We start from the raw sequence: 7,068 nt of genomic DNA, 5'->3' as shown, positions 1-7,068 counted from the left end.
ACCGAAACCTTTAGTTTCGTTGAACCATTTTACTGTACCAGTAACTGTGTTAGCCATTTTTATACCCAAAATCAAAAAAAATTTTACAGCCGAATACGGCGCGGATAGCGTGGAAAAGTAGATTGCTATTGCGTACGACACGACGGGGGAGTTACAAGTAATCCAACGAGACGTATGTGTATACAAAGAACTGCTTTCTAGCTAGTGCAAAGTCTAGTTCAAACTTTTATCTTGTCAATCATAACTCGATAAAACTCGAAAAACTTTCTTAAAATTGTTAGGTTTTATGCTCTATGTTGCATTTTCTTATGATGAGGCTTGAAATTAACATTACTATTCTATTACCCATTGACATAGTTGAAGTTTTAGCCAGATTTAGTGGTCAGATGAGTTCGATGGTTGAAGCCGTTTATTACTGGCCAACGTTCATTGAGTGAGGAGAAGGGTTAGGTTTACTTTCCTATTTAATGGCTCTCTTTTTGGCTGAATGACTCTCCTCAAAACTGAGGCAGTTTTTCCCTATCAAATAGCATCTTCAAGTTGTTTTGGTGACAACTCGGAACGTTGCGCTGTACACATCACAAATTTGTACTTTCAATGAAATATTTACTCGGTTAAATATTTGTTACAAATAGTTCCATTTTGAAGTGTTTTTTTGGGTAATGCCGTGTCCCATCTAATTTTCGGGTTTTCTGTTGTTAACCACTGATTAACAATTATTTTATTCTAAGCCAATAAGGAAAAGCTGCTTATTTTTTGTACTTGAAATTCTTATTTAATGGAGGAAAATGTATGTAAACTGAGTTTTCGAAAATGAATGGATACTTTCTCATAAAAAGAGAGGTTTACAACATGAAACTAATACTGATTTTAATGGCGTCTGTCTCGGCGGGTGTGGCCTCTGCTGATCACTTTCATTCATTTTTGCTTGGGCTTTACATCGCGTCACTCGCAGTAGGCAGCTGTTACTGGTTTGCGTTTCGAAGTACTAAAGTGCCGGAGTTTGCCCTTTTTCTTCTCATCTGTGGGCTTCTTGCTAAATTGACAGTGACCATTATCGGTGTTGCGTGGGGGATATCGGCGCAATTGATCACATCGCCTTTTATCTTTGCTTTGTCGTATCTCTTCTTCTCTATTGTCGTGACATACCTCTGGTTCAGTTATCGAGATAAATTAACCTCTGCAATCTCTAAAACAACGGCGCATCACGCGTAGCGCACTTAATACATAGCGTATTTATGCGTAACTTACGCGTAAGATGGTTAATGTGATAGTGAACTAAATTATTTCTGTTAATGCAAAAGGGCTTCCTCACTGGGCCCTTTTGGTGCTTTTGCACTTTAGACTTTTGTCCAAGAGTGGCGCTCATCTTTTCGATATACACTGTTGGCAATGATTATTTATCTCCTGGACAAGGAAGTACTATGGGCATCGGATTATTTTGGGCAGAGAAAGTTATCTTAATGCTGGGCATTATTTTTATTGTGACGAGTATTGTGCGGTATGGTAAACGTAGCCATGATTGGAAAGGTGTCATCACGATGTTTTATCGTCGCATTCCCATGTCAATTGAGGAATATAAGTGGTACCGCTTGGGAGTGGCATTCATTGTTACCGCTATTGTGTTGCGGATTGTTGTACTGACCTTCTGGCCCTCACTATGAGGTTGAAATGAGCGAGCATTGTTGTTTGCTAACCGATGTTTCGCTTGAGTGTGTAGCCTTTTATAACCCCTAAAACTTTTTAATTAATTTTTTGCGCAACTCGCATCTACGCGAGGTTTAGGTATACACTCTATTTATCGAATTAATAAATAGAAGGTGATTACATGTCTTTCCCCGTACTCATCTGTGATGACTCGGCACTGGCTCGGAAGCAGATGGCTCGTTCACTTCCCGCCTCTCTAAACGCCGATATTACTTTCGCAATCCATGGTTTAGATGGCATCAAAAATCTTGAAGAGCATGATTTTAAATTAATGTTCCTCGATTTAACTATGCCTGAACTGGACGGCTACGGAACGCTAGAAGAGATGCAACGCAGAGGGATGACAACGCCTGTTGTTGTTGTTTCTGGTGATATACAGCCGAAAGCGAAAGAGCGAGTATTGGCGTTAGGGGCGCGTGCTTTTATTCAAAAGCCGATTGATAAGGACGTGTTAAATAGCGTACTACGAGAGTTAGTCGAACCGCCAACACAGCCTCGTATCGTTACGCCTATCTCTGTTGAACTACCTATCTTAAAACGTCGTGACATCTATATGGAAGTTGCGAACGTTTCGATTGGTCGAGCAGCTGATGCTCTGGCGCGACACTTTGATGTATTTGTTCATTTACCGCTACCAAACGTCAATATTTTTGAAGTGAGTGAGCTACATATGGCACTTCGTGACTTGGCGGAAAATGATCAAGTTTCTGGTGTATGTCAAGGCTTTAGCGGTGAAGGCATTGCAGGTGAAGCACTGGTGCTCTTGAGTGATTCCAGTGTTTCTGACCTGAAAAAATTAATGAAAGTGCCAGCAGACAGTGAAGAGCTTGAAGAATTAGAACTGTTAATGGATGTATCAAACATATTAGTTGGTTCTTTTCTGAATGGATTAGGCGAGCAATCGGAGGTGCGTTTTTTTCAAAGCTCTCCAGTATTGCTTGGGCAACACATCTCCATTGACTCTGTGATCAATTCAACCGCTGGATCATTTAAAAAAACGATGACGTTTGAAGTGAGCTACAACATTGATCAAACGACGATCCGCTGTGACTTGCTCTTTATGTTTGTCGATGAGTCTCTTCCGTTGCTAGACAGTAAATTAGCGTACTTGATGGAGGATTTTTAACGATGAATCTCCCTGCAGAATTTGAACAGTTCCACTGGATGGTGGATATGGTGCAGAATGTCGATATGGGGCTGATCGTGATTAATCGTGATTACGAAGTGCAAGTGTGGAATGGATTCATGACACACCACAGCGGTATTCAAGGGCACGATGCGATTGGTAAAACCATTTTTGAACTGTTTCCTGAAATCCCCCAAGAGTGGTTTAAGCTCAAAACTAAACCTGTGTATGACTTAGGTTGTCGTAGTTTTATTACTTGGCAGCAGCGCCCATATCTCTTCAAATGTCGTAATGTTCGCCCTGTCACTCAGCAAGCCGATTATATGTACCAAAGCATTACTTTAAACCCGATGCGAACCACGACGGGGAAAATTAACTCATTGTTTTTATCAATACAGGATGCCACATCTGAAGCGTTAGCCTCTTTACAAATACGTTGATAGAATCAGGGTGTTGATGATTTCGAAGCCTCCTTTTAGTGTTTCATCAAGGAGGCTTCATATTATCGATGGGTTTAATTAATCAAGCGTTACAAGCTCATTTCCGCAACGTTGATTGTTTGCAAAGGCACGAATGTTATCCAAAGTTGTCTGAGCGATATTGTGTAGTGCATCTTCAGTCAAAAAGGCTTGATGTCCCGTAAATAGTACATTGTGGCAAGCCGATAGGCGTCTGAATACATCATCGACAATCACATCATTCGACTTATCTTGGAAGAAAAGATCCTTTTCATTGTCGTAAACATCTAAACCAAGAGCGCCGATACGACCTTGTTTCAGTGCTTCAATTGCTGCAACTGAGTCGAGTAATTCACCTCGGCTGGTGTTTACAATCATGACGCCATCTTTCATTTGGGAAAATGCGTGGCTGTTGAGTAAATGGTAGTTCTCTGGCGACATTGGGCAGTGAAGCGTAATCACATCACTTTGTTGGTAGATTTCCTCAAGGCTGCAGTAAGTTGCACCGAGTTCAATCGCCAAAGGGTTCTGATAAGGGTCGAAGCACAGTACCTTCATTCCCAACCCTTTCAAAATACGCATTGTGGCAATACCAATTTTTCCTGTGCCAACAACTCCCGCGGTTTTACCGAAGAAGTTAAACCCGACCAACCCCTCTAATGAGAAGTTAGCGTCTCGGGTACGTTGGTACGCCTTGTGAAAGCGGCGATTCAAACACATCATCATTCCTACCGTGTGCTCTGCCACCGATTCTGGTGAATATGCAGGCACTCGCACCACTTGAATACCCAGCTCTTTTGCGGCATCGAGATCGACTTTATCAAATCCGGCACAGCGCATTGCGATAAGCCTCGTCCCATTTTCATACAATTGGCTCAATACTGGGCGACTTAAGTCGTCATTCACAAAGGCACACACCACAGTGCATCCTTGGGCCATTTTAGCTGTGGCTGGGGTGAGTCGAAAATCGTGAAAGTGCAGCGAGAAGATCTTTGTATCACTGACCTCTGAGAAAGAACTCGCGTCATAAGATTTTGCGCTGAAAAATGCAATGTTGATCATGTTCTCTTCCTAATTAGACTTATAATTTTCACTATAAATACGCCTAATATCACAGAAAATAAACCACAAAATAACTATGTCTTTGGGATGGTAGGAGTTGCGGGGGGATGTCACTAAAATCGAAAACGGACGGATTAATGATAAAAATTCACCACAATCTGTAAAAATCGCCGATAGAAATGTCTGAGTCACCTCTTCTGTGAATGTGATTTCTCTCACATTTTCGGCGCAATGCTGAACAAGGTAACGTTTGCTTATTGTATGAAAGCTTTCGCTAAAATGATGCGTTCTTTAATAACGTATTGAAAAATAAAAATTTACACGATGAGTATTTGAGAGAGATGAACTTGAGAAGTGTCGGATATGAAAGTTTCGAGATAGTACCACAAAAAAAATGCAAATATCAGACTTGCCGATAAGAAATCCGGGCCTATAATGCTGAAAACCGGAGCGTCTGCCAACGCTCCGGTTTTTTTGTGTCCAAAATGTACTGACGTCTGCCAACGAAGGTACTACGCACTCTGCAAAAGAGACACAAATGGTCAATTAATCAAGGAATTACATAATGCGTATCGAACAAGAACTTAAGTTAGGTTTTAAAGATGTCCTGTTTCGCCCTAAGCGTTCAACACTAAAAAGCCGTTCTCAAGTAAATTTAACCCGCGATTTTACATTCAAGCATAGTGGGCGTCAATGGTCCGGCGTGCCTGTTATTGCGGCGAATATGGACTCGGTAGGCAGTTTTGCTATGGCGAAGTCACTTGCTGAACATGATGTAATGACAGCGGTTCATAAACATTACTCAGTAGCTGATTGGGCTGAGTTTGTTAAAAACGCCGATACATCAACACTTAAGCATGTGATGGTTTCTACAGGTACATCTGATGCTGATTTTCAAAAAACCAAAGACATCATGGCGCTTAGTGACGATCTGATTTTCATCTGTGTTGATATTGCTAACGGCTACTCTGAGCACTTGGTCGATTACGTACAACGCGTGCGTGCACAATTTCCAGATAAAGTGATCTCGGCAGGTAACGTTGTCACCGGTGACATGTGTGAAGAGCTCATCCTTGCGGGTGCGGATATCGTAAAAGTTGGTATCGGCCCAGGTTCGGTTTGTACCACGCGCGTGAAAACAGGTGTTGGTTATCCTCAGCTTTCAGCCATTATTGAATGTGCCGATGCGGCGCACGGATTAGGCGGGTGTATCATTGGTGATGGTGGCTGTACATGCGCAGGTGACGTTTCTAAAGCCTTTGGTGGTGGCGCTGATTTTGTCATGCTTGGTGGCATGCTTGCAGGCCATGAAGAATCTGGCGGCGAAGTGTTTGAAAAAGATGGCGTGAGCTACATGAAGTTCTACGGCATGTCGTCACAGTCTGCAATGGCGAAGCACTCTGGCGGCGTTGCAAAATACCGCGCAGCGGAAGGCAAAACTGTATTGCTACCTTTCCGTGGCAGCGTTCACGACACCATCTCTGACATTCTTGGCGGTGTGCGTTCAACTTGTACTTATGTCGGTGCAGCTAAGTTAAAAGAGTTAACTAAGCGCACCACATTTATCCGCGTACAAGAGCAAGAAAATAACGTGTTTGGCCGCGAGTAAATCAATAGTTTTAACAACCATAATTAATCAGAGCCGCTTTTGCGGCTCTGATTAATTATGCCCCTCACTACGAAGAGTGTATTGCGCTGTTAAAAAGGAAATAATTGCCTAGCAAGAAAAAAGCCGCCAAAAATAGGCGGCTAAAAGTGTGCAAGCAAAGGTGTTGTTTAAGTCGAACCTGTCTTTCGCTACAAACAGTAGACTGAAAAGGTGCGGTGCTCAACCCTGTCGTTCATGAAATGAGATGTGAAACAAGGTGAATATGTAATTATTGCATGTATAACTTGCATGGGTTCATTAGATATTCAGCTAGAACCACTTGGGGTCCCTGAGGTCAAGGCTTGGCGAGTGTAGGTAGTAGACGGTTTATAATAGATTATGCGGTTTTAAAATGTCAGCCAGCACTGAAATGGTTTTGGTACTGGCTGAGTTTTATCTAGATGTTGGTATCTTCAATTACGTCAAATAACCGTTCCACTCTTTGCTGTATGAGCATTGGGTACAACGTCTTTATTTAACCAATGGCTGATTACTTGCTGTAACGCATTTAATGACGTCGGTTTCTCTAAACGACCGTCCATCAGCTTGCTAATCATTTCTAGCTCACGTTCGCCAGATTCACCTGACAGCGCAATGATCGGAACCTGCGGAGAATGCGCCTTAATGATTTGGCTGGCTTCAAAACCATTCATAACTGGCATTTGAATATCCATCAAGATCAAATCGATGGAATTCGCTTTAAAGATTTCTACTGCATTTTCACCGTTGTTTGCCTGCAAGTTGTTAACACCAAGTTGGTTCAGATACATTTGAACTAGTGAGCGTTGTACTTCTTTATCGTCAACGATGAGCACCGTGGGGGCTTTGTTATTGATTAGAAATGGCTTATCGATTGGTTGTATATTGTCAACGGTTCTTTGCTCGGTATTAGGTTTAGGTTGTTGCCAACTTTTGAAATCAGGAGTACGAAGCGAGTCGGCTTGGGGGGCATTGGGTACCATAGGAAAGTATAAGTGGAATTCCGTAAACTCCCCCAGTTTCGATTTGCATTCAACTCGGCCGCCAAAAGAGCGCATGACACGCTGGCAATAGCCGAGCCCCAGACC

7 protein-coding genes are annotated in these 7,068 nt (G+C 42.4%); 5 read left to right on the top strand and 2 right to left on the bottom strand.

Annotated features, from left to right (window positions below; translation table 11 throughout):
• The first annotated feature begins 852 nt into the window (after positions 1–852).
• From AACT21_RS04355 to AACT21_RS04340, 4 genes are all read left to right on the top strand, one after another.
• The gene (locus tag AACT21_RS04355) at positions 853–1,215 is read left to right on the top strand and encodes a hypothetical protein (protein WP_026027849.1); all 363 of its coding nucleotides are present in this window, start codon (positions 853–855) and stop codon (positions 1,213–1,215) included.
• Between the two features lie 209 nt (positions 1,216–1,424).
• Positions 1,425–1,664 carry a hypothetical protein gene (locus AACT21_RS04350; protein ID WP_094163662.1) on the top strand — a complete coding sequence of 80 codons (240 nt, stop codon included), beginning with the start codon at positions 1,425–1,427 and terminating at the stop codon, positions 1,662–1,664.
• Positions 1,665–1,828: 164 nt separating this feature from the next.
• On the top strand, positions 1,829–2,833 hold the full coding sequence (locus AACT21_RS04345) for a response regulator (protein ID WP_094163660.1): 1,005 nt from the start codon (positions 1,829–1,831) through the stop codon (positions 2,831–2,833).
• A gap of 2 nt (positions 2,834–2,835) precedes the next feature.
• Positions 2,836–3,273 carry a PAS domain-containing protein gene (locus AACT21_RS04340; RefSeq protein WP_017046017.1) on the top strand — a complete coding sequence of 146 codons (438 nt, stop codon included), beginning with the start codon at positions 2,836–2,838 and terminating at the stop codon, positions 3,271–3,273.
• 78 nt (positions 3,274–3,351) lie between these two features.
• Here AACT21_RS04340 and AACT21_RS04335 read toward each other — a convergent pair whose 3' ends face one another.
• Positions 3,352–4,353, bottom strand: a complete 1,002-nt coding sequence (locus AACT21_RS04335) for a 2-hydroxyacid dehydrogenase (RefSeq protein WP_017046018.1) — start codon at positions 4,351–4,353, stop codon at positions 3,352–3,354.
• A 565-nt stretch (positions 4,354–4,918) separates the two neighbouring features.
• Between AACT21_RS04335 and AACT21_RS04330 the strand changes: the two genes are divergently transcribed.
• Positions 4,919–5,962: a GMP reductase gene (locus AACT21_RS04330; protein WP_017046019.1), complete on the top strand. Its 1,044-nt coding sequence runs from the start codon at positions 4,919–4,921 to the stop codon at positions 5,960–5,962.
• Between the two features lie 461 nt (positions 5,963–6,423).
• On the opposite strand, the gene AACT21_RS04325 is transcribed toward AACT21_RS04330, so the two are convergent.
• Positions 6,424–7,068: response regulator (locus AACT21_RS04325; protein WP_141195239.1), on the bottom strand; the 645-nt coding region annotated here is incomplete at its 5' end.

This window comes from Vibrio sp. V08_P9A1T1, from assembly GCF_963874405.1.
Lineage (GTDB): Bacteria > Pseudomonadota > Gammaproteobacteria > Enterobacterales > Vibrionaceae > Vibrio > Vibrio anguillarum.
The sequence above is the reverse complement of the archived record's forward strand: the minus strand, read 5'-3'. Positions and strand labels throughout refer to the sequence as shown.

What these genes read in the sequence shown, in the direction of transcription:
- AACT21_RS04355 (WP_026027849.1), top strand. Translation starts at nt 853, where the DNA reads ATGAAACTAATACTGATTTTAATGGCGTCTGTCTCGGCGGGTGTGGCC.
- AACT21_RS04350 (WP_094163662.1), top strand. Translation starts at nt 1,425, where the DNA reads ATGGGCATCGGATTATTTTGGGCAGAGAAAGTTATCTTAATGCTGGGC.
- AACT21_RS04345 (WP_094163660.1), top strand. Translation starts at nt 1,829, where the DNA reads ATGTCTTTCCCCGTACTCATCTGTGATGACTCGGCACTGGCTCGGAAG.
- AACT21_RS04340 (WP_017046017.1), top strand. Translation starts at nt 2,836, where the DNA reads ATGAATCTCCCTGCAGAATTTGAACAGTTCCACTGGATGGTGGATATG.
- AACT21_RS04335 (WP_017046018.1), bottom strand. Translation starts at nt 4,353, where the DNA reads ATGATCAACATTGCATTTTTCAGCGCAAAATCTTATGACGCGAGTTCT.
- AACT21_RS04330 (WP_017046019.1), top strand. Translation starts at nt 4,919, where the DNA reads ATGCGTATCGAACAAGAACTTAAGTTAGGTTTTAAAGATGTCCTGTTT.